The organism is Escherichia sp. E3659 (assembly GCF_005781135.1).
In the GTDB taxonomy this organism is placed as follows: Bacteria; Pseudomonadota; Gammaproteobacteria; order Enterobacterales; family Enterobacteriaceae; genus Escherichia.
The window spans coordinates 142933-165043 of the sequence record NZ_VATQ01000003.1; the positions used below are offsets into that span (position 1 = coordinate 142933).

Genomic DNA, 22111 nt, shown 5'->3' on the forward strand with positions numbered 1-22111 from the left:
GGATTATTAGTCCGCCTCTGATTGTTGGTAATACGCGCTTTGTTCATGCCGGATGCGGCCTACAAAAACTTGCGGATTCAATATATTGCAGGTTCTGCGTAGGCCTGATAAGCGTAGCGCATCAGGCAATTATGTATTGCCATCAGCAGCCTCAGGCGGATTATCACTCCGCCTTTTGCTTAAGTTTTAACGATTAATTCAGACGAACCGGCATCCCGGAACGGTTTTTAATCGCTTCATCCAGAACAACCTGATCAACGTCTGGCTGACCAGTCACTGTCTGCACGCTCTTCGTCAGAGTAATCGGTACAATTTCCTGACCTTCAAACTGGGCTTCAGTGGTAGACAGCGGGTTATGGACTTCAATATAACGGCTGCCGTCTGGCTCGGTAGTCGCTTTTACCGGCTCATCAATAAACTGCACGCGAGTACCGACTGGCACTTTCTCGAACAGGAATTTGATGTCTTCGTTACGCAGACGCACACAGCCATGACTTACACGCAGGCCGATACCGAAGTTAGCGTTGGTGCCGTGGATAGCGTACAGGCGACCGATGTACAGTGCATACAGTCCCATCGGGTTATCCGGGCCAGCCGGAACGACAGCCGGAAGCGGTTCGCCTGCTGCGCGGTACTCGGCGTGCATTTTGGCGGTCGGTGTCCAGGTCGGGCCTGCTTTCTTACGCTCTACTTTGGTGGTCCAGTTGATAGGTGTATCTTTACCTAACTGACCAATGCCGATCGGCAACACGATAACGGTGTTGGTCCCTTTCGGATAGTAGTACAAACGCATCTCTGCGCTGTTAATCACGATACCTTCATGTACGGTATCTGGCAGGATCAACTGCTGTGGAATGTTCAGTACGGTGCCGCCTTTCGGCAGGAAGGTATCCACACCAGGGTTAGCTTCCATCATGTTGGAAAGACCCATCTGGTACTCGGCAGCAAAATACTCCAGCGGCTGAGTGTTACCTTCAGGGATAGTGATCACCTGATTCTGACCAACCAGGCGACTCCCGTCGGTTGGCAGAGGATAAGTTACCGCAGAGGCGGTACTGCAAAAGCCGACAACAGCGAAGGCCGCTGCGAATAATGTTTTCAATTTCATATTCATGTTAAGCGAGATTTAGTGCCTGGCAGGCCATTAGGTTGAGAATATTAGAGTATTGGAAGCGCATTATATGTTCATTCCAGCTAACAGTGAAATCAGATGTGTACTAAATCACATTTTTTGCCTTTGGGAAGAGTGTAGACCTTAAGCGGGGGACGGGATCTTCTTTCAGACTTATGGCATAATACGCGGTTTGTCATATCTCTTTTCAGGATACGCCTGTGTTAGTTTCCAGTAACGTCACCATGCAGTTCGGCAGTAAGCCGTTGTTTGAAAACATTTCCGTCAAATTTGGCGGCGGCAACCGTTACGGCCTGATTGGCGCGAACGGTAGTGGTAAATCCACCTTTATGAAAATCCTCGGCGGCGACCTTGAGCCGACGCTGGGCAACGTTTCCCTCGATCCGAATGAGCGCATTGGTAAGCTGCGCCAGGATCAATTTGCCTTTGAAGAGTACACCGTGCTGGATACGGTGATCATGGGGCATAAAGAGTTGTGGGAAGTGAAGCAAGAGCGCGACCGCATCTATGCTTTGCCGGAAATGAGCGAAGAAGATGGCTACAAAGTGGCCGATCTGGAAGTGAAATACGGCGAAATGGATGGTTACTCTGCAGAATCGCGTGCGGGGGAATTGTTGCTTGGCGTCGGTATTCCACTGGAACAACACTACGGCCCGATGAGTGAAGTTGCTCCTGGCTGGAAGCTGCGTGTGCTGCTGGCGCAGGCGCTGTTTGCAGATCCGGACATTCTCCTGCTCGACGAACCGACCAACAACCTGGACATCGACACCATTCGCTGGCTGGAGCAGGTGCTGAACGAGCGTGACAGTACCATGATCATCATTTCGCACGACCGTCACTTCCTCAACATGGTTTGTACCCACATGGCGGATCTGGACTACGGCGAACTGCGCGTTTATCCGGGCAACTACGATGAGTACATGACGGCCGCGACTCAGGCGCGTGAACGTCTGCTGGCTGATAATGCCAAGAAGAAAGCGCAGATTGCTGAGCTGCAATCCTTCGTTAGCCGCTTTAGCGCCAACGCCTCTAAATCTCGCCAGGCGACATCGCGCGCGCGTCAGATTGATAAAATCAAACTGGAAGAGGTAAAAGCCTCCAGTCGTCAGAACCCATTCATCCGTTTTGAACAGGATAAGAAACTGTTCCGTAACGCGCTGGAGGTGGAAGGTCTGACTAAAGGTTTTGATAACGGTCCGCTGTTTAAAAATCTCAACCTGCTGCTGGAAGTCGGTGAAAAACTTGCGGTACTGGGTACCAACGGCGTCGGTAAATCGACCCTGTTGAAAACGCTGGTGGGCGATCTGCAACCGGACAGCGGCACCGTAAAATGGTCTGAGAACGCGCGCATTGGTTACTATGCCCAGGACCACGAATATGAGTTCGAAAATGATCTGACCGTGTTCGAATGGATGAGTCAGTGGAAGCAGGAAGGCGATGATGAGCAGGCGGTACGCAGCATTCTTGGTCGTTTACTGTTCAGCCAGGACGACATCAAAAAGCCTGCGAAAGTGCTTTCCGGTGGAGAAAAAGGGCGGATGCTGTTTGGTAAGTTAATGATGCAGAAGCCGAACATTCTGATCATGGACGAACCGACCAACCACCTGGATATGGAATCCATCGAGTCACTGAACATGGCGCTGGAACTGTATCAGGGTACGCTGATCTTTGTTTCTCACGACCGTGAGTTTGTAAGCTCCCTGGCAACCCGCATTCTGGAAATCACCCCGGAACGCGTGATCGACTTTAGCGGTAATTACGAAGATTATCTGCGTAGCAGAGGGATCGAGTAAGTTATTGCCCGTCACCCCGATACAGTCGGGGTGACGGCGGCTGAGGACAAACGCAAGATTGCCTGATGCGCTACGCTTATCAGGCCTACGCAGTCCCTGCAATATATTGAATCTGCAAGACTTTGTAGGCCGCATCCGGCATGAACAAAGCGCACTTTGTCAGCAATCTGAGCAACATCGAACCTACTTTCTTAACCTCACTTCCAATAATCCATCAACTCTTACACGTCCATGCCCAGTGCGCGCTTACCGTGAATGTTCAGATCATCCAGCGTAAAGCGGCCTTCCCAGTTTGCTTCATAATCTTCACGCGGGAAGTCGCCCGGTGATGCGCCTTTTTCCAGCGCCATTTTGACTTTGTGTGCATAAGCCCGATTTTTCTCGCACATTGGCGCAGCAGGGATATACATCACGTTGCCCCAACCCTGTTGATTGTCTACTGGCGCGACGGAGTGAATCACATCGCAGTGCCACCAGACGGAATCCCCTGCTGTTATCGCGGGAATGGATGTCAGCGCTTTAATCAGTAGCGGATGCCATTTCTCTGAAATGGGCAGAACTTTGCCAGGTGCAACCCCGCACAGTTCATCGTCCGGTACGTCATCCAGCAGCGGGCGCAATAAAACATACGCCATCGCTTCCGGGATAGGCACCACATGCAACAATCCCTGACCCGATAACATATCAGAGAGCGCAGTCCAGCCTTGAAACGTGCGGAACACTGAACATTTGGTCGTGTTATCCACCGTGTACTCTTCGACATCGGTCCGGTGTGCAGCATCCCAGGGATCGTAATCATCGAAATTACCATTGAACACATTGGCAAAAACGCGCTGATAAGCGGGCAATAACCACCGTTCCAGCGCACCAGAATCGGTATGTGCGCCCAGACCTTTAGATGTAGTACCTGGAGGACGACGGCGGATCCTGTCCGGGTAAATCACACTGATATCAGGATCAAACCACTGTTTGCCGTTGCTTTCAGACTTCCACAGGCGGTTTAGGAAAGATTGCACAGCAGCCATATTTTCGCTCTGCCGCGCTTGCATCTGTGCTTGTGACCAGTAAATGGGATAGATTTCGGGACGAGAAGCCTCCAGTGAGCCGAAAAAACTGTCGCCAGGACCTTTATAAACATCATCAAAATGATTGATATCGAGATAATCGAGCATGGCACGATCCCACGCCAGCGCCTGCTCGCGAGGGAAATGACCTTTTATTACTGCACAGCCGCAACGTTTAATTTCATTGCGAGTGACATCGCTTACTGTACCTGCGGCAATATCGCTATAAGAAACTTCTGGCCAAACCGGCAACCCTTGCGCTTTTAGGGCATCGATTTCAGCAACACGCGTTTCGATTTTTGCAGAGAGTGTATCGAAAACCTGTTGTACATCACCGAGCTGTTCCCGCAGCGCAGCTTTCATTTCTCGGATAGCCGCTTTCGCATCTGTGGGCAGCGTCTCACAGGAAAAAGTCATATCAACCTCTCATCTTTCGTTCGAAAGTAAAATGATTACGATTGATACTTTAGGTTAAAAATAAGTTAACGCAAGATAAAGATCTTGAGTCACCGCACAAAGCGAGCAAAAAGGCGAGAGGCCGAAGTGGTCACTCCGGCCCGGGGGAAGATCAACTATTGAAAGGAGCGATGTTATCCAGCACCGCCTGAATTACATTCAGCGCGCCTTCATGATTATTGTCATCCGTAGCGTAATGAGCGATTTGTTTAATACTTTCAGCAGCATTGCCCATTGCAAAAGAGTAATGCGCCATTTTTAACATTTCGGCGTCGTTACCGCTGTCACCAATTGCCACTACATTTTGCGGCGACAAATCCCAGCGTTTTATCAACCGTGAAATACCGTTCGCTTTATGCAGGCCAGGTATAATCAGGTCAATAAACCCAAAACCACTGGTCACCGGTTTCATAATGCCGTCGAGTGCAATGTGCAGTTTGTCTATCACCTGTGGGATCTGTTCATCCGGCAGGTTCAGAGAAAACTTGAACAGTACGTCGTCAATGTCCTGGTACTCCTTTACAGGTTTCAGGCGATGGTAGTGTTTTGCCATCAATGCAACGAATGATTCCGGGGCATTTTCACTGATGTATGCACTTTGCAGACCACAGGCAACAAAATTCAGTTGTTTATCTTTCAATAACTCGCCAATAACAATCTGCGATTCATGTCGGGTCAGTTCGCCGTGAAAAAGCTGCTTGCCGTGTTCGTAAACCAGAGCGCCGTTTTCTGCAACAAAAGAGATTTCATCTTTTAGCTCAGGGAAGAAGGAAATGAGCTGGTAATACTGGTTACCGCTGGCGACAACGAACTCAATATCGCGCTTTTTCAGTTCCTGATACTGCGCCATAAAACGCTCATGATTGTACGTTTTGGCGTCGTTTAGAAAAGTACCGTCCATGTCTGTGACGATAACTTTTACGCTCATAGAAGTGCTCCTGGCAATGAATGCAAACCGCCACAGTGTAATAACATTGTGACGCAGGGCACAAATTTATTTCGAATGTAATTGAGCGAGAAATTGATACTGTGAATGATATGGCCCGGCGACGGTGGCCGCCGGGCGGAAGAGTTACAGCATATGTTCGGTACGGGCGATGATATCGTCCTGTGCGTCTGGAGAGAGCGCGGTGAAGAAGGCGGAATAACCTGCTACGCGCACCACCAGATCGCGGTATTGATCCGGATGTTTTTTCGCTTCCAGCAATGTTTCGCGGGAAACGATGTTGTACTGAATGTGCCAGCCTTTATGCACTTCGAAGAAGGTGCGCAGCAGGATCATCAGTTTCTGCTTGTCAGATTCGTTCTCCAGCGTCGCCGGGTTCAGTTTCTGGTTGAGCAACACACCGCCGAGAATCGCTGCGGTAGGCAGTTTACCCACCGAGCCAATGACCGCCGTTGGGCCGAGATGGTCGGTACCGGAGGCCGGGCTTGCGCCTTCTGCCAGCGGGGTATGCGCTTTACGTCCGTCCGGCGTTGCCATGGTCTGTGCGCCGAATGGTACGTTGGCGGAAATAGATGATGTACCTGCGTAATAATTGCCGCCGATCGGGCCACGACCGTAGCGTGGGTTATGGTACTGCTTCAGTTCGTCGATATAGGTCTGATAAGCACGAGCCAGCAGCGTATCGACAGTATCGTCGTCATTGCCGTACTTCGGCGCGCCGTTAATCAGACGCTGACGCAACTGCTCGTGAGTCAGACCGTCGAAGTCTTCCGCCAGTGCGGCAGCCAGTTGTTGCTGACCAATCGTACCCTGTTCAAATACCAGTTTCTTCACTGCCGCCAGGCTGTTGCCGAGGTTAGCAATTCCGACCTGTAAGCCAGATACCCAGTCATATTTCGCGCCGCCTTGCTTGATACTTTTCGCTCGCTCAATACAGTCATCCACCAGCGCCGAGCAGAGAATATCGTGCACGTTCTCTTCCAGCATGGTGTCGACCACATATTCGATTTCGATTGATTTGCGGGTGTAGTAACGGATTTGCGTATCCCACGCGTCCATGACTTCATCGAAGTTGTTGAAGTTACCCGCTGACAACGCTTTTTCTTGTGGCAGGAACACTTTGCCGCTGGTGGCATCACGACCGCCTTCCAGCGCCGCCAGCATTACGCGGGCGAAGTTGATAAAGCTCATGCCGGTGCAGCGATAGCCCCATTTACCGCCGACGGCGGTTTCGATACAACCAATCGCTGCGTAGTCGTAAGCGTCCTGCGGTTCAATACCGAGTTTAATAAATTCCGGGATGACGATTTCGTCGTTGTTGAACGCAGGCATCCCGAAGCCGCAGCGGATCACCTGTACGCAGGCGTCGAGGAAATCGTTACTCATTCCCGCGTGGTAACGCACGCTGAGGTTAGGCTGAGTGGAACGCAGGCGACCGCAGGATTCAAGGATCGCGTAAGAAAGTGGATTCACCGCGTCCATCGGCTGACCATCAACCAGATTTTGCCCGCCAATGGTGACGTTCTGATACAGCGGACTTCCCGCAGAGGCTTTTGAGTGCGAGCCGGAGCGGATCTTGTTCACTTCCAGCAGTTTCAGCCAGCAGCTATGCAGCATCTCGATAGCGTGTTCGCGATCCAGCGTCTGGTTGAGTTCAACGTCGCGGCGATAGTACGGGTAGAGATACTGGTCCATACGACCAAACGATACTGAGTGACCGTTAGATTCGATCTGCAAAATCAACTGGATGAAGTAACACAGTTGCAGCGCCTGCCAGAAAGTCTGCGGCGGCTGGTGGGCGATAAGATCGCAGTTTTCTGCCATCGCCAGCAGTTCATCGCGACGGCTTTCGCGGGATTCGGTGGCAGCCATTTCACGCGCCAGAGCAGCGAAACGTTCAATGTGTTCACTGACTGCCACCAGTACGATATCAATCGCTTTCAGGAACTGCTCGCCGTGCAAATCTTCCAGCACTGTCAGGTTGATGCGCGAGCGACGCTCTGCCACTTTCTCGCGCAGACCATCAAGACCTTTTTCCAGCAGCAGCGGGAAATTCACCGCCAGGTGCGCATCGCCGGAGGTCATATTGCCTTCCGCTTTGATGATGCCGGTCGCCAGCAAGCCTTTTTGCTCATCGGTAAACATGCCGTAGCAGCGATCCTGTACGGTCTGACCGCGCCACCACGGGCACACTTCATGCAGAACACGTTTGTTCTCTTCGCTCACCGCAAAACCAGCACCCGGACGATCCGCCAGATCATCAATCTCTTTTTCGATCCAGGAGACGGTATATTCCGGGAAGATCGGCGCGGCACGGACTTCACTGGCCTGGTTGCCGATGATTAACTCATCGTGTTTGATCCAGATGGTGCGATTAGCCAGGTGGTGCGCCAGCGCCAGCGCGCGACGTACCGGGATTGGCTTATCGAGATGTTGTTGATACATCTCAGTATAGTGCTGTGCGCGCTCGGTACAGACCGGCGGTTTCACAATATGCACCAGCGCATTTTTGTGCGCTTTAATGCGGTCGCTGAGCGTGTCCAGTTTCAGTGTTGTCATGATTGTTATCCTCGTAAGGTCGCGGTTAACCCTTTCTGGCAGGCATACTGCTGGGCAAAGTCGAGCAGTTCTGGCGCATCAAGCGGTTTTTCCGGAGCGTCATAGGGCAGATTAAGTAAGTGATATTTGTTGATGCCCAGCGTGTGGTAGGGCAGGAAATGGATTTCGTTAACGTGCAGTTCACTGGCGGCAAAATCAGTAATGGCTTTCACAGCGGCTTCATCAGCATTAAAGCCTTGAATCAGCGGTACGCGAATAATGATTTTTTTACCCGCCGCCGCGAGTTTTTTCAGGTTATCCAGTACTCTCGCGGCATTACCGTCGGTCCACTGTTTAAACGGCACGTCGGCAACGTGTTTTAAATCGGCAAGAAACAGATCGATATACGGCAGAGAAGGGGCGATGTATTTCCACGGCACATGCAGACAGGTTTCTACCGCAGTGTGAATACCGGCTTCGTGGCTGGCTTGCAGTAGTGCCATTGCCATTTCCGGCTGCATAAACGGCTCACCACCGGAAAGCGTTAAGCCGCCGCCGCTGCGATCGTAAAACGGTTTGTCGCGCAGAACGGTCGCCATGATCTCCTCAACGCTTTTCACTTCACCGCACACGGTTAACGCCTGTGTCGGGCAGCAGTCGGTTAGCGCCGTCAGATGTTCAGGCGTTAACTTTTCCCTGTGAATGAGTAAACCATTCAGCGCGCGCTCAATCACTTCCGGAGCGGTTTTTGAGCATAGTTCGCAGCCTTCCAGGCACAGACGCGCGTCATATAGCAGGTCCTGCGTGCGGGCGCGGCTTTCCGGGTTCTGACACCAGCGGCAGCCCAGCGAGCACCCCTTAAGGAAAACTACCGTGCGGATACCGGGACCGTCGTGGGTCGAATAGCGCTGAATGTTGAAAATCATAGATGCCCCTCTTTTTCGTTCAAACATTAAAATACTTTCGAATGAAAGTTAGATTGATGTGCATCAACTGTTCAGAGAGTTTTTTCGTGATAGTCTGATTTCATACAAAAGTAGATTTAGAGGATGACTATGGAACTGTATCTGGATACTTCAGACGTCGCCGCAGTGAAGACGCTGGCTCGTGTTTTTCCGTTGGCGGGTGTGACCACTAATCCAAGTATTGTGGCGGCAGGTGAGAAGCCTCTGGAAGTTTTACTTCCTGAGTTACATGAGGCGATGGGCGGACAGGGGCGTTTGTTTGCCCAGGTCATGTCTACTACTGCTGAAGGTATGGTGAACGATGCGCGTAAACTGCGTTCTATTATTGCGGATATCGTGGTTAAAGTACCTGTGACTGCCGAGGGGCTGGCAGCGATTAAGCTATTAAAAGCGGAAGGGATTCCGACGCTGGGTACGGCGGTGTATGGCGCGGCGCAAGGGCTGCTGTCAGCGCTGGCGGGGGCAGAGTATGTTGCGCCTTACGTCAACCGAATTGATGCTCAGGGCGGAAGTGGTATTCAGACGGTGACCGACTTACACCAGTTACTGAAAATGCATGCGCCACAGGCGAAAGTGCTGGCAGCCAGTTTCAAAACCCCGCGTCAGGCGCTGGACTGCTTACTGGCAGGATGCGAATCAATCACACTGCCGCTGGATGTCGCGCAACAGATGATTAGCTATCCGGCAGTTGATGCCGCAGTGGCGAAGTTTGAGCAGGACTGGCAGGGGGCGTTTGGCAGAACGTCGATTTAACAGGGCGCTTGTCATCCTCATAAATTGCTGATGACGTGGCAGAGTGCGCCGATGCCTGCCGCGTCTTATCAGGCCTGGAAATGCGTACCCGAACCGTAGGCCAGATAAGGCGTTCACGCCGCATCTGGCGTCTGGAGCAAATGCCTGATGCGACGCCTACCGCGTCTATGGCGACAATTAATGCCCGCACACCTCACACCCCGGATTACGCATCAGTTTCATTTCGCGAAACTGACAGGTCATCGCATCGTACATTACGATTTTACCGCTGGCGGGTTTGCCATAACCTGCCAGCAGTTTGATCGCTTCCATTGCCTGCAACGAACCAATCACCCCAATCAACGGTGCCATTACACCCGCTTCCACGCAGGTTAGCGCGTTCTCGCCAAACAAACGGCTAAGGCAGCGATAGCACGGCTCACCGTCCTGATAAGTAAAGACCGTGATTTGCCCTTCCATACGAATTGCCGCGCCGGAAACCAGCGGCACCTTCGCGGCAAAACAGCCCGCGTTCAGTTGATTACGTACCGCAACGTTATCCGTGCAGTCGAGCACCAGATTGTGTTCAGCAATCAACGCAGCCAGTTCAGCGTCATCAAGCAACGCGTTTACCGGCGTAATCGCGATATGTGGATTGATCCGTGCCAGTGCGTCACGGGCTGATTCTACCTTCGGTTGCCCGACCGTAGCATCACTGTGCAGCGTCTGGCGCTGCAAATTTGAGAGCGAAACCGTGTCGAAGTCGAGCAGCGTCAGGTTGCCGACACCGGCGCTTGCCAGATATTGCGAGGCCGCACAGCCGAGGCCGCCCAAGCCCACTACCAGCACGCGGGAATCTTTCAATGCTTCCTGGCCGTCAAAATCAAAACCACGCAGGATGATTTGCCGATTGTAGCGCAGCATCTCCTGATCGCTGAGTTCCGCCATTACAGGCCTCCGAACAACGCATTAAATGGCTCGACTTCTACCCATTCGCCCGCTTCAACATTGCCGCGATCGCGCTCCAGCACGATAAAGCAGTTGCCGAGGCTAAAGGAGCTAAATATATGGGAACCCTGATGCCCGGTGGTCGTGACTTCCAGCTCGCCGTCGGCGTTGCGTTGCAGCACGCCGCGCTGGAAATCAAGACGTCCAGGGGATTTCTTCAGACGCGATGCCGTGCGTACGCGCTGGCGCGCGGGAAGGCCACTGGCGGTATTGCCGCTTAATTTGGCCAGCAAAGGTTGTACCAATTGATAGAAGGTCAGCGTCGCAGAAACCGGATTGCCCGGCAGGCCGCAGAACCAGCTATTAGAGAGTTTACCAAACGCGAACGGTTTGCCCGGTTTAATCGCCAGTTTCCAGAAAGCAATTTCGCCCAGTTCTTCGAGAATGGTTTTGGTGTAATCCGCCTCACCAACCGAAACACCACCGGAACTGATCACCACATCCGCCTGGCTGTCGGCTTCAATAAATGCGGCGCGCAGGGCATGTGGATCGTCGCGGATAATCCCTAAGTTGATTACTTCACAACCCAGCTGTTCTAACATCAAATGCACCGCGAGGCGGTTGGTATCGTAAATTTGCCCGTCGCCCAGAGGCTGACCGGGTAACTGTAACTCATCACCCGTGGAAAATAGCGCCACTCGCACTTTACGAATCACCGGAACGTCGGCAATCCCTAGCGAAGCAATCACTGGCAGTTCAGCGGTAGTCAGGCGAGTCCCCGCCGGGAAAACAACCGCGCCCGCAGAGATATCTTCACCGCGACGGCGAATATTTTGCCCGCTACGCACTTCAGCAGTAAAACGCACGCCATTATCCGTTTGTTCAGTCTGTTCCTGCATCACCACCGCTTCGCAGCCTTCCGGTACTGGTGCGCCAGTCATAATGCGGATGCAGGTGCCAGCGGGCCACTCGCCATGGTAAGGCTGACCGGCAAACGACTTCCCGGCAACGGGCAGCGGTTGTCCGGAGGTGATATCGGCCAAACGTACCGCGTAACCATCCATTGCGGAGTTATCAAACCCTGGGACATCCAGCGGCGAAACCACATCGCTCGCCAGAATACGGCCAAAACACTGTACCAGTGGCAGCGTTTCCTGGGCGGTCAGTGGGGTAACGCGAGAAAGCATCTCATTAAGCGCGGTGTCGAGCGACATCAATCCGGTGGTAAATTCCATGAAAACACTCCTGCGGAGGCAAAATCGAATTTGCCTATTATGTCAGAAAAACGCCACAGACTGTATGCCACCTCGGTCGTAGAGCAGACGCTCGCCTTTACATGCCATATACATCTTTCTATATTCAAAAATTGAATGAGTAATTCATAAAAATTCTGATATTTATAGCAAAAGTGGCGAGCCACCCTTAATGGACGAAGACTATGGGCAAAGCAGTCATTGCAATCCACGGCGGCGCAGGCGCAATTAGCCGCGCACAGATGAGTCTGCAACAGGAATTACGCTACATTGAGGCGCTGTCTGCCATTGTTGAAACCGGACAGCAAATGCTCGAAGCGGGTGAAAGCGCGCTGGATGTGGTGACAGAAGCGGTGCGCTTGCTGGAAGAGTGTCCGCTCTTTAACGCCGGAATTGGCGCCGTCTTTACGCGTGATGAAACGCATGAACTGGACGCCTGCGTGATGGATGGCAACACACTGAAAGCGGGGGCGGTGGCGGGCATTAGTCATCTGCGTAATCCGGTTCTTGCCGCCCGGCTGGTGATGGAGCAAAGCCCGCATGTAATGATGATTGGTGAGGGGGCGGAAAACTTTGCTTTTTCTCATGGCATGGAGCGCGTCTCGCCGGAGATTTTCTCCACGCCTTTGCGTTATGAACAACTACTGGCAGCGCGCGAGGAAGGGGCAACGGTTCTCGACCATAGCGGTGCGCCATTGGATGAAAAACAGAAAATGGGTACGGTGGGTGCCGTGGCGTTGGATTTACACGGCAATCTGGCGGCAGCCACATCCACGGGCGGAATGACCAATAAATTACCCGGACGAGTGGGCGATAGTCCCTTAGTGGGTGCCGGATGCTACGCCAATAACGCCAGTGTGGCGGTTTCTTGTACCGGTACGGGCGAAGTCTTCATCCGCGCGCTGGCGGCATATGACATCGGCGCGTTAATGGATTATGGCGGTCTAAGCCTCGCGGAAGCCTGCGAGCGGGTGGTGATGGAAAAACTCCCTGCGCTTGGCGGCAGCGGTGGCTTAATCGCTATCGACCACGAAGGTAACGTCGCACTACCGTTTAACACCGAAGGAATGTATCGCGCCTGGGGCTATGCAGGCGATACACCAACCACTGGTATCTACCGCGAAAAAGGGGACACCGTTGCCACACAGTGATGAACTTGATGCCGGTGATGTCCTGGCGGTCGATAATCTCAACATTGCCTTTATGCAGGACCAGCAGAAAGTGGCTGCGGTGCGCAATCTTTCTTTTCGGCTGCGACGCGGTGAGACGCTGGCCATTGTCGGGGAATCCGGCTCCGGTAAATCTGTCACAGCACTGGCATTGATGCGTCTATTGGAACAAGCAGGCGGCCTGGTGCAGTGCAATAAAATGCTGTTGCGGCGACGCAGTCGTGAAGTTATTGAGCTTAACGAGCAGAGTGCCAGTCAAATACAGCATGTGCGCGGCGCTGATATAGCGATGATTTTTCAGGAGCCGATGACGTCGCTGAATCCGGTATTTACTGTGGGTGAGCAGATTGCCGAGTCTATCCGTTTGCATCAAAACGCCAGTCGTGAACAGGCGATGGTAGAGGCGAAGCGGATGCTGGATCAGGTTCGCATCCCGGAAGCCCAAACCATTCTTTCCCGTTATCCGCATCAACTCTCCGGTGGGATGCGCCAGCGAGTGATGATTGCAATGGCGCTGTCATGTCGTCCGGCGGTGCTGATTGCGGATGAACCGACCACCGCACTGGACGTCACCATTCAGGCGCAGATCCTGCAATTAATCAAAGTATTGCAAAAAGAGATGTCGATGGGCGTCATCTTTATCACTCACGACATGGGCGTGGTGGCAGAGATTGCCGATCGGGTGCTGGTGATGTATCAGGGCGAAGCGGTCGAAACGGGCAGCGTTGAACAGATTTTTCATGCGCCACAGCATCCTTATACCCGCGCGCTGTTGGCTGCCGTGCCGCAGTTGGGGGCGATGAAAGGGCAAGATTATCCTCGCCGTTTCCCGCTGATATCGCTTGAACATCCGGCTAAACAGGAACGACCTGTCGAGCAGAAAACGGTGGTTGATGGCGACCCTGTTTTACAGGTGCGTAATCTGGTGACCCGTTTCCCTTTACGTAGTGGCTTACTGAATCGCGTTACGCGAGAAGTGCATGCGGTTGAGAAGGTCAGTTTTGATCTCTGGCCGGGCGAAACGTTGTCGCTGGTGGGAGAGTCCGGGAGTGGCAAATCAACCACCGGTAGGGCGTTGCTGCGCCTGGTTGAATCCCAGGGCGGCGAAATTATCTTCAAAGGGCAGCGAATCGATACCCTTTCACCAGGCAAACTTCAGGCATTGCGTCGCGACATCCAGTTTATTTTTCAGGATCCTTACGCCTCGCTGGATCCACGACAGACCATTGGTGATTCGATTGTTGAACCGCTGCGCGTACACGGTTTATTGCAAGGTAAAGAAGCTGCTGCACGCGTTGCGTGGTTGCTGGAACGCGTTGGCCTGTTACCTGAACATGCGTGGCGTTACCCGCATGAGTTTTCCGGCGGTCAGCGTCAGCGCATCTGCATTGCTCGCGCGTTGGCATTGAATCCAAAAGTGATCATTGCCGATGAAGCCGTCTCGGCGCTGGATGTTTCTATCCGTGGGCAAATCATCAACTTGTTGCTCGATCTCCAGCGTGATTTTGGCATCGCCTTTCTGTTTATCTCCCACGATATGGCCGTTGTAGAGCGGATCAGCCATCGTGTGGCGGTGATGTATCTCGGGCAAATCGTTGAAATTGGTCCACGGCGCGCGGTCTTTGAAAATCCGCAGCACCCTTATACACGTAAATTACTGGCAGCAGTTCCGGTCGCTGAACCGTCCCGACTACGACCGCAGCGCGTGCTGCTGTCGGATGATCTTCCCAGCAATATTCATCTGCGTGGAGAAGAGGTTGCAGCCGTCTCGTTGCAATGCGTCGGACCGGGGCATTACGTCGCACAACCACAATCAGAGTACGCATTTTTGCGTAGATAACATTCATGCGGAGAATAAAATGGCAAGAGCTGTACACCGTAGTGGGTTAGTGGCGCTGGGCATTGCCGCAGCGTTGATGGCACCTTGTGCATTCGCTGCTAAAGATGTGGTTGTGGCAGTGGGATCGAACTTCACCACGCTCGATCCGTATGACGCGAATGACACGTTATCTCAGGCGGTAGCGAAATCTTTTTATCAGGGGCTGTTCGGTCTGGATAAAGAGATGAAACTGAAAAACGTGCTGGCGGAGAGTTATACCGTTTCCGATGACGGCCTCACTTACACCGTGAAATTGCGCGAAGGGATTAAGTTCCAGGACGGCACCGACTTTAACGCCGCAGCCGTCAAAGCGAATCTGGACCGAGCCAGCGATCCGGCAAATCATTTAAAACGCTATAACCTGTACAAAAATATTGCCAAAACTGAAGCGGTCGATCCGACAACGGTAAAGATTACCCTCAAACAGCCGTTCTCAGCGTTTATTAATATTCTTGCCCATCCGGCGACCGCGATGATTTCACCGGCGGCGCTGGAAAAATATGGCAAGGAGATTGGTTTTCATCCGGTCGGAACTGGACCGTATGAACTGGATACCTGGAACCAGACCGATTTTGTGAAGGTTAAAAAATTCGCGGGTTACTGGCAGCCAGGCTTGCCCAAACTGGACAGCATCACCTGGCGTCCGGTGGCGGACAACAATAGCCGCGCGGCAATGCTGCAAACCGGTGAAGCGCAGTTTGCTTTCCCCATCCCTTATGAACAAGCTGCGCTACTGGACAAGAACAAAAATATCGAGCTGATGGCCAGCCCGTCGATTATGCAGCGTTATATCAGTATGAACGTGACGCAGAAACCATTCGATAACCCAAAAGTGCGTGAGGCGCTGAATTACGCCATCAACCGTCAGGCACTGGTGAAAGTGGCCTTCGCGGGATATGCAGTTCCTGCCACTGGTGTGGTGCCACCGAGTATTGCCTACGCGCAAAGTTATAAACCGTGGCCTTACGATCCGGCTAAAGCGCGCGAACTATTAAAAGAGGCGGGATATCCCAACGGTTTCAGTACCACATTGTGGTCATCACATAATCACAGTACCGCGCAGAAAGTGCTGCAATTTACTCAGCAACAGCTAGCGCAGGTGGGGATTAAAGCCCAGGTGACGGCGATGGATGCCGGGCAGCGGGCGGCAGAAGTTGAAGGTAAAGGGCAGAAAGAGAGCGGCGTGCGAATGTTCTATACTGGCTGGTCGGCCTCGACCGGTGAAGCTGACTGGGCGCTATCGCCACTGTTCGCCTCGCAGAATTGGCCACCGACGCTGTTTAATACTGCGTTTTACAGCAATAAGCAGGTGGATGACGAGCTTGCCCAGGCGCTGAAAACCAACGATCCGGCGGAAAAGGCGCGCTTGTATAAGGCGGCGCAGGATACCATCTGGCAAGAGTCGCCGTGGATCCCGCTGGTGGTAGAAAAACTGGTGTCGGCACACAGCAAAAAACTGAGTGGTTTTTGGATTATGCCAGACACTGGCTTTAGCTTTGAAGATGCGGATTTGCAATAAGCAACGCAGGGAGAGGAATGCTTAATTACGTTATCAAACGCTTGCTGGGGCTGATTCCGACGTTGTTTATTGTCTCGGTGCTGGTGTTTTTGTTTGTCCATATGCTACCCGGCGACCCGGCGCGATTGATTGCCGGTCCAGAAGCCGATGCGCAGGTCATCGAACTGGTGCGTCAGCAACTGGGGCTGGATCAGCCGCTGTATCACCAGTTCTGGCACTATATCAGCAATGCCGTGCAGGGGGATTTTGGTCTGTCGATGGTGTCGCGTCGTCCGGTTGCCGAGGAGATTGCCAGCCGCTTTATGCCTACGCTGTGGTTGACCATTACCAGTATGACATGGGCGGTGCTGTTCGGCATGGCGGCGGGTATTATCGCCGCCGTCTGGCCTAACCGTTGGCCGGATCGATTAAGTATGACCATCGCGGTATCAGGGATTTCATTTCCGGCATTTGCGCTCGGAATACTGCTGATTCAGGTTTTCTCTGTTGAACTGGGCTGGTTGCCTACCGTAGGTGCAGACAGTTGGCAGCACTACATATTACCTTCTCTGACGCTCGGCGCGGCGGTGGCGGCAGTGATGGCGCGTTTTACCCGTGCCTCGTTTGTTGACGTTTTAAATGAAGATTATATGCGTACCGCGAGGGCGAAAGGGGTAAGCGAAACCTGGGTTGTCCTCAAGCATGGTTTACGCAACGCCATGATCCCGGTGGTCACCATGATGGGATTGCAGTTTGGCTTTTTGCTCGGTGGCTCTATCGTGGTGGAGAAAGTATTTAACTGGCCCGGACTTGGGCGTTTACTGGTCGATTCGGTAGAAATGCGTGATTACCCGGTGATTCAGGCAGAAATTCTGCTCTTCTCGCTGGAGTTTATTCTTATCAACTTAGTGGTGGATGTGCTTTATGCCGCCATTAACCCGGCTATCAGGTACAAGTAAGGATGCGACTATTTAACTGGCGACGTCAGGCGGTGTTAAACGCTATGCCACTGGTAAAACCTGACCAGGTACGTACACCGTGGCATGAATTCTGGCGACGTTTTCGCCGTCAGCATATGGCGATGGCCGCCGCACTGTTCGTCATTTTGCTGATTGTGGTGGCAATTTTTGCCCGTTGGATCGCCCCCTATGATGCCGAAAATTATTTCGATTATGACAACCTGAATAACGGACCTTCTTTGCAACACTGGTTTGGTGTCGACTCGCTGGGGCGTGATATTTTCAGCCGTGTCCTGGTCGGCGCGCAAATCTCGCTGGCGGCGGGTGTATTTGCTGTCTTTATTGGCGCGGCGATCGGTACGCTATTGGGTTTACTGGCGGGATATTACGAAGGCTGGTGGGACCGATTGATTATGCGTATTTGCGATGTGCTGTTTGCTTTCCCTGGCATATTACTGGCGATTGCTGTCGTTGCGGTGTTAGGAAGCGGTATTGCCAACGTAATTATCGCAGTCGCCATCTTTTCCATTCCGGCTTTTGCCCGTCTGGTGCGTGGCAACACGCTGGTGTTGAAACAGCAAACTTTTATTGAATCGGCGCGCAGTATTGGTGCCAGCGACATGACCATCTTGTTGCGCCATATCTTGCCCGGGACTGTCTCTTCCATTGTCGTCTTTTTCACAATGCGTATTGGCACTTCGATCATCTCGGCTGCCAGCCTTTCATTTCTTGGCCTGGGGGCGCAGCCGCCGACCCCAGAATGGGGGGCTATGCTCAATGAAGCGCGAGCGGATATGGTCATCGCGCCGCATGTGGCGGTTTTCCCGGCACTTGCTATCTTCCTGACCGTGCTGGCTTTCAACTTGCTGGGCGATGGCTTACGCGACGCGCTGGACCCGAAAATTAAAGCATAGACACGACAAAATATTGCTTAAAAATGTAATGGCGTCATAGGAAATTATTGCTATACGCAAATGTTGTAACTTTCTGCCGATTTTGTAGAATCAGGTAATTGGGTAAATATGCTGCTGTAAAAGTCTATTTATGCAGCGAAGTAGCGTACTGATAGTTATTTTGTTACGTGTATTAACATGCTTAGTTTATACGAAAAAATAAAGATAAGACTGATTATTTTATTTTTGTTGGCTACGCTGTCATTTATTGGTCTTTTTTTCATCATTAACTATCAGTTGGTATCGGAAAGGGCGGTAAAACGTGCCGATAGCCGCTTTGAACTTATTCAAAAAAATGTAGGTTATTTTTTTAAAGATATTGAGCGTGCTGCCTTAACGTTAAAGGATTCGCTGTATTTATTGAAAAACAGTGAGGAGATTAAACGTGCCGTCATTCTGAAAATGGAAATGATGCCATTTCTGGATACGGTAGGATTGGTGCTGGATGATGATAAATATTATCTCTTTACCCGTCGGGCGAATGATAAAATCATTGTTTACCATCAGGAAAAAGTAAATGGGCCACTTGTCGATGAGGCAGGACGCGTCATCTTTGCCGACTTTAACCCGTCCCAGCGGCCCTGGTCGGTGGCATCAGACGACTCGGGTAGTAGCTGGAATCCGGCCTACAACTGCTTTGATCGGCCAGGGAAAAAGTGTATCTCTTTTACTCTACGAATTAATGGCAAAGACCGTGACTTACTGGCGGTTAATAAGATTCATGTCGACTTAAACTGGCGCTATCTGAATGAATATCTTGATCAAATCAGTTCGAATGATGAAGTACTGTTTTTGAAGCAAGGCCATGAGATCATCGCCAAAAACCAACTCGCCCGCGAAAAACTGATTATTTATAATAGCGAAGGAAACTATAACATTATTGATTCTTTCGACACGGAATATATCGCAAGAACATCAGAAGTTCCAAATAACTCGTTGTTCGAAATATATTTTTATTATCCCACAGGTAATTTATTTAACGCATCGGATAAACTCTTTTATCTACCATTTGCATTTATTATTATCGTATTGCTGTTGGTTTACTTGATGACCACGCGTGTGTTTCGTCGACAATTTTCCGAAATGACAGAACTGGTCAATACGCTGGAGTTTTTGCCCGATTCTTCTGAACAAATGCAGGCATTGAAAATCCGTGAAGGCGATGCGAAAGAGATTATCAGCATCAAAAATTCCATAGCGGAAATGAAAGACGCCGAAGTTGAACGTTCGAATAAACTGCTCTCGCTAATCTCCTACGATCAGGAGAGTGGATTTATCAAAAACATGGCGATTATTGAATCTAATAATAGCCAGTATCTGGCTGTCGGGATCATCAAACTGTGCGGGCTGGAAGCCGTCGAAGCTGTGTTTGGCGTCGAGGAACGCAATAAAATCGTCAGGAAACTGTGTCAGCGAATTGCCGAGAAATATGCGCAATGCTGCGATATAGTGACATTCAATGCCGATCTCTATTTATTATTATGCCGGGAAAATGTACAGACCTTTACCCGCAAAATAGCGATGGTAAATGATTTCGACAGCAGCTTTGGTTATCGCAATCTGCGCATACACAAATCTGCCATTTGTGAACCGTTGAAGGGTGAAAACGCCTGGAGTTATGCCGAAAAACTGAAACTGGCGATTTCCAGTGTCCGTGACCATATGTTCTCTGAGTTTATTTTCTGTGATGACGCGAAACTCAACGAAATTGAAGAGAATATCTGGATTGCGCGTAATATTCGCCATGCAATGGAAATAGGCGAACTATTTTTAGTCTATCAACCGATTGTTGATATGAAAACCAGAGACATTGTCGGCGCAGAAGCATTATGCCGCTGGATCTCTGCGGAACGAGGAATAATCTCACCGCTGAAGTTTGTTACGATTGCTGAAGATATTGGGTTTATCAATGAGCTTGGCTATCAAATTATTAAAACCGCGATGGGTGAATTCAGGCATTTTAGCCAGCGTGCGGCCCTGAAGGACGGTTTCTTACTGCATATTAATGTTTCGCCCTGGCAGCTAAACGAACCACACTTTCATGAGCATTTTACAACTATCATGAAAGAGCATGATCTGCAGGCGAATAGTATCTGTATTGAGATCACTGAAACAGTGATCGAACGAATTAATGAACATTTTTATCTCAATATTGCACAACTGCGTAAACAAGGGGTAGGGATATCGATTGATGACTTTGGCACAGGGCTGTCAAACCTGAAACGTTTTTATGAAATTAACCCTGACAGCATAAAAGTGGACTCGCAATTTACCGGCGATATTTTCGGCACCGCGGGAAAAATTGTACGCGTTATCTTCGACCTGGCACGCTATAACCAGATTCCGGTGATTGCAGAAGGTGTTGAGAGCGAAGAGGTTGCGCGTGAATTAATGAAATTAGGCTGTGTTCAGGCCCAAGGGTATCTGTACCAGAAGCCTATGCCATTCTCTGCCTGGGATAAAAGTGGAAAGTTAGTAAAAGAGTAGTTTAGGTATGTCCAGAATCAATAAATTCGTACTTACAGTCAGTCTGCTGATTTTTATTATGATTTCGGCAGTTGCCTGCGGGATCTACACTCAAATGGTGAAAGAACGGGTGTATGGCCTGAAACAGTCCGTTATTGATACTGCTTTTGCGGTGGCAAATATTGCTGAATATCGGCGTAGTGTGGCAATTGATCTCATCAATTCGCTAAACCCTACGGAAGAACAATTGCTGGTTGGCTTACGCACAGCCTATGCCGATTCGATTTCTCCTTCTTATTTGTATGATGTTGGGCCTTATTTGATTTCCAGTGATGAGTGTATTCAGGTAAAGGAGTACGAGAATAACTATTGTGCAAATATCATGCAGGTGGTTAAGTATCTGCATGTTAAGAATACGGGGTTTATTTCTTTTGATGATAAAACCTTCGTCTATTATCTCTACCCGGTTAGCCATAATCGTAGTCTGATATTTTTGCTTGGGCTGGAGCGCTTTTCTTTACTGTCAAAATCACTGGCAATGGACAGCGATAACCTGATGTTCTCACTTTTTAAGAATGGCAAACCGGTTACTGGTGATGAATATAACGCCAAAAACGCCATCTTCACTGTTTCGGAAGCGATGGAGCACTTCTCCTATTTACCGACAGGATTGTATGTGTTTGCCTATAAAAAAGACGTTTATTTTCAGGTATGTACGTTGATCATCTTCTTTGCCGCATTGGTGGCAGCTATATCAGGGGCCAGCTGCCTCTATCTGGTACGCAGAGTGATCAATCGGGGCATTGTTGAAAAAGAAGCCATTATTAATAACCATTTTGACCGTGTGCTGGACGGTGGGCTTTTCTTCTCGGCGGCGGATGTCAAAAAACTCTACAGCATGTATAACTCAGCGTTTCTTGACGACCTGACCAAAGCGATGGGCAGAAAATCCTTTGACGAAGACTTAAAAGCCTTGCCGGAAAAAGGCGGATATTTGTGCCTGTTTGACGTCGATAAATTCAAGAACATTAACGACACCTTCGGCCATTTGTTGGGCGATGAAGTGTTAATTAAGGTTGTGAAAATCCTTAAATCACAAATTCCGGTGGATAAAGGCAAAGTCTATCGTTTTGGCGGCGACGAATTTGCGGTGATTTATACAGGTGGAACGCTGGAAGAGTTGCTATCGATATTAAAAGAAATCGTTCATTTCCAGGTGGGGAGCATTAATTTAAGCACCAGCATTGGCGTAGCGCATTCAAATGAATGTACCACCGTTGAACGGCTTAAAATGCTGGCTGATGAGCGACTGTATAAGAGCAAGAAAAACGGCAGGGCGCAGATTAGCTGGCAATAATGT

At 50.8% G+C, this 22111-nt stretch carries 16 protein-coding genes; 9 read left to right on the plus strand and 7 right to left on the minus strand.

Annotated features, from left to right (window positions below; all coding sequences use genetic code 11):
* Positions 1 to 193 precede the first annotated feature (193 nt).
* Complete coding sequence (gene ldtB / locus FEK47_RS03925) at positions 194 to 1114, minus strand: L,D-transpeptidase (RefSeq protein ID WP_001056384.1); 921 nt, start codon at positions 1112 to 1114, stop codon at positions 194 to 196.
* 218 nt (positions 1115 to 1332) lie between these two features.
* Here ldtB and FEK47_RS03930 point away from each other — a divergent pair, with 218 nt between their 5' ends.
* Complete coding sequence (locus tag FEK47_RS03930; RefSeq protein WP_130205149.1) at positions 1333 to 2925, plus strand: ABC-F family ATPase; 1593 nt, start codon at positions 1333 to 1335, stop codon at positions 2923 to 2925.
* A 221-nt stretch (positions 2926 to 3146) separates the two neighbouring features.
* Here FEK47_RS03930 and FEK47_RS03935 read toward each other — a convergent pair whose 3' ends face one another.
* The 4 genes from FEK47_RS03935 to FEK47_RS03950 all read right to left on the minus strand — a co-directional run bounded on the left by FEK47_RS03935 (position 3147) and on the right by FEK47_RS03950 (position 8855).
* The gene (locus FEK47_RS03935; protein ID WP_138183109.1) at positions 3147 to 4406 is read right to left on the minus strand and encodes a DUF1479 domain-containing protein; all 1260 of its coding nucleotides are present in this window, start codon (positions 4404 to 4406) and stop codon (positions 3147 to 3149) included.
* 151 nt (positions 4407 to 4557) lie between these two features.
* The gene (locus FEK47_RS03940) at positions 4558 to 5373 is read right to left on the minus strand and encodes a Cof-type HAD-IIB family hydrolase (RefSeq protein WP_135486460.1); all 816 of its coding nucleotides are present in this window, start codon (positions 5371 to 5373) and stop codon (positions 4558 to 4560) included.
* 144 nt (positions 5374 to 5517) lie between these two features.
* Positions 5518 to 7950, minus strand: coding sequence for a glycyl radical protein (locus tag FEK47_RS03945; RefSeq protein ID WP_135486459.1), 2433 nt, complete (start codon positions 7948 to 7950; stop codon positions 5518 to 5520).
* 5 nt (positions 7951 to 7955) lie between these two features.
* Positions 7956 to 8855, minus strand: a complete 900-nt coding sequence (locus FEK47_RS03950) for a glycyl-radical enzyme activating protein (RefSeq protein WP_135486458.1) — start codon at positions 8853 to 8855, stop codon at positions 7956 to 7958.
* A gap of 129 nt (positions 8856 to 8984) precedes the next feature.
* On the opposite strand from FEK47_RS03950, the gene fsa reads away from it, so the two are divergent.
* Complete coding sequence (fsa, locus tag FEK47_RS03955) at positions 8985 to 9647, plus strand: fructose-6-phosphate aldolase (RefSeq protein ID WP_135486457.1); 663 nt, start codon at positions 8985 to 8987, stop codon at positions 9645 to 9647.
* A 177-nt stretch (positions 9648 to 9824) separates the two neighbouring features.
* Here the strand turns inward: fsa and moeB are convergent, their stop codons facing one another.
* Complete coding sequence (gene moeB, locus FEK47_RS03960; protein ID WP_130258173.1) at positions 9825 to 10574, minus strand: molybdopterin-synthase adenylyltransferase MoeB; 750 nt, start codon at positions 10572 to 10574, stop codon at positions 9825 to 9827.
* Positions 10574 to 11809 carry a molybdopterin molybdotransferase MoeA gene (gene moeA / locus FEK47_RS03965; RefSeq protein ID WP_130222165.1) on the minus strand — a complete coding sequence of 412 codons (1236 nt, stop codon included), beginning with the start codon at positions 11807 to 11809 and terminating at the stop codon, positions 10574 to 10576. Before moeA ends, moeB begins: the two co-directional genes overlap by 1 nt.
* 203 nt (positions 11810 to 12012) lie before the next feature.
* Between moeA and iaaA the strand changes: the two genes are divergently transcribed.
* From iaaA to FEK47_RS04000, 7 genes are all read left to right on the plus strand, one after another.
* Positions 12013 to 12978 (plus strand): beta-aspartyl-peptidase, encoded by a 966-nt coding sequence (iaaA, locus tag FEK47_RS03970; protein WP_135486456.1) that lies wholly within the window; start codon positions 12013 to 12015, stop codon positions 12976 to 12978.
* Positions 12965 to 14836, plus strand: a complete 1872-nt coding sequence (gene gsiA, locus FEK47_RS03975; protein ID WP_135486455.1) for a glutathione ABC transporter ATP-binding protein GsiA — start codon at positions 12965 to 12967, stop codon at positions 14834 to 14836. Before iaaA ends, gsiA begins: the two co-directional genes overlap by 14 nt.
* Positions 14837 to 14855: 19 nt before the next feature.
* Positions 14856 to 16394, plus strand: a complete 1539-nt coding sequence (gene gsiB, locus FEK47_RS03980; RefSeq protein WP_135486454.1) for a glutathione ABC transporter substrate-binding protein GsiB — start codon at positions 14856 to 14858, stop codon at positions 16392 to 16394.
* A 17-nt stretch (positions 16395 to 16411) separates the two neighbouring features.
* Positions 16412 to 17332 carry a glutathione ABC transporter permease GsiC gene (gene gsiC, locus FEK47_RS03985; RefSeq protein WP_135486453.1) on the plus strand — a complete coding sequence of 307 codons (921 nt, stop codon included), beginning with the start codon at positions 16412 to 16414 and terminating at the stop codon, positions 17330 to 17332.
* Between the two features lie 2 nt (positions 17333 to 17334).
* Positions 17335 to 18246 carry a glutathione ABC transporter permease GsiD gene (gene gsiD, locus FEK47_RS03990; protein WP_138183110.1) on the plus strand — a complete coding sequence of 304 codons (912 nt, stop codon included), beginning with the start codon at positions 17335 to 17337 and terminating at the stop codon, positions 18244 to 18246.
* A gap of 177 nt (positions 18247 to 18423) precedes the next feature.
* Complete coding sequence (locus FEK47_RS03995) at positions 18424 to 20772, plus strand: EAL domain-containing protein (RefSeq protein ID WP_138183111.1); 2349 nt, start codon at positions 18424 to 18426, stop codon at positions 20770 to 20772.
* Between the two features lie 7 nt (positions 20773 to 20779).
* Complete coding sequence (locus FEK47_RS04000; protein ID WP_135486452.1) at positions 20780 to 22108, plus strand: GGDEF domain-containing protein; 1329 nt, start codon at positions 20780 to 20782, stop codon at positions 22106 to 22108.
* Positions 22109 to 22111: the final 3 nt, after the last annotated feature.